The sequence below is a fragment of the Mesorhizobium sp. M5C.F.Ca.IN.020.29.1.1 genome (genome assembly GCF_003997375.1).
In the GTDB taxonomy this organism is placed as follows: domain Bacteria; phylum Pseudomonadota; class Alphaproteobacteria; order Rhizobiales; family Rhizobiaceae; genus Mesorhizobium; species Mesorhizobium wenxiniae.
Map to the genome: position 1 here is coordinate 1 of NZ_RZSW01001031.1, position 999 is coordinate 999.

A 999-nucleotide genomic window follows, 5' to 3' on the forward strand; every position below is an offset into this window, starting at 1 on the left:
GCCAGACGCTGACCGAGGCAGACCTTGCCCTTGCCGAAGGCGAGCTGTCGCAGCAGTTTGCGCAGATGCCGCCAGAACAGCGCCGCGCCGCAGCACTTTCGGCGGCGATCGAGATCAAGGTCATGGCTGCCCAGGCGGTCACCACCGGCCTCGACAAGGATCCCGACTTCCAGCGCCGCATGGCATTCCTGCAGCAGCGCGCCCTGCATGGCGAAATGGTAGAGAAGGATGTCATCGGCAAGGTCACGGATGCCGAAATTCGCGCCCGCTACGACCAGGAAATCGCCAACACGCCGCCGACCAACGAGGTGCATGCCCGTCACATCCTCGTGAAGACGAAGGAAGAGGCCGATACGATCATCAAGCAGCTCGACGGCGGCGCCGATTTCCAGAAACTCGCCAACGAGCACACCAGCGATCCGAGCGGCAAGACCAGCGGCGGCGATCTCGGCTGGTTCGGACCCGGCCAGATGGTGCCGGAGTTCGACAAGGCGGTCTTCGCGCTGGCGGTGGGCAAATACACCGAGCAGCCGGTGCAGTCGCAGTTCGGCTGGCACGTCATCCAGGTCGAGGACAAGCGCGCCAAGCAGCCGCCGGCCTTCGACCAGGTCAAGGACCAGGCCCGCCAGGCGGTTATCCGCGACAAGTACATCGCTCTGGTCAAGTCGCTGCGCGCCGAGGCGAAGGTCGAGATCCCGGACGAGAAGCTGAAGAAGACGGTCGACGCGCTGGAAAACACCAAGTAGGCGCGCGCCACCGCAGATGATGGAGACGATCAATTGTTGGCGCCGCCGCCCCCCGATTGTGCCTCTGATGGTCTCCATCACGACAGGGCGTGGTTTTGCTCTGCCGCCCCTGTCGCTTCTACTTGGTGGTGCGACCGATTACGAGTCGACGCCTCCGCCGGACCGCCGCGGTGTTGACCGAGCCGGCATCGTCGGCGGCTATGCCCTTCAACACATAGCCAACCGCCCTGCGCAGCGTCGCTTCGTCTTCGTC

Annotated in this window: 1 protein-coding gene; it reads left to right on the forward strand. The window is 64.5% G+C overall.

Annotated features, from left to right (window positions below; translation table 11 throughout):
* The coding region (locus tag EOA85_RS35985; RefSeq protein ID WP_127212781.1) for a peptidylprolyl isomerase at positions 1-746 on the forward strand (746 nt) is incomplete at its 5' end.
* Positions 747-999 lie beyond the last annotated feature (253 nt).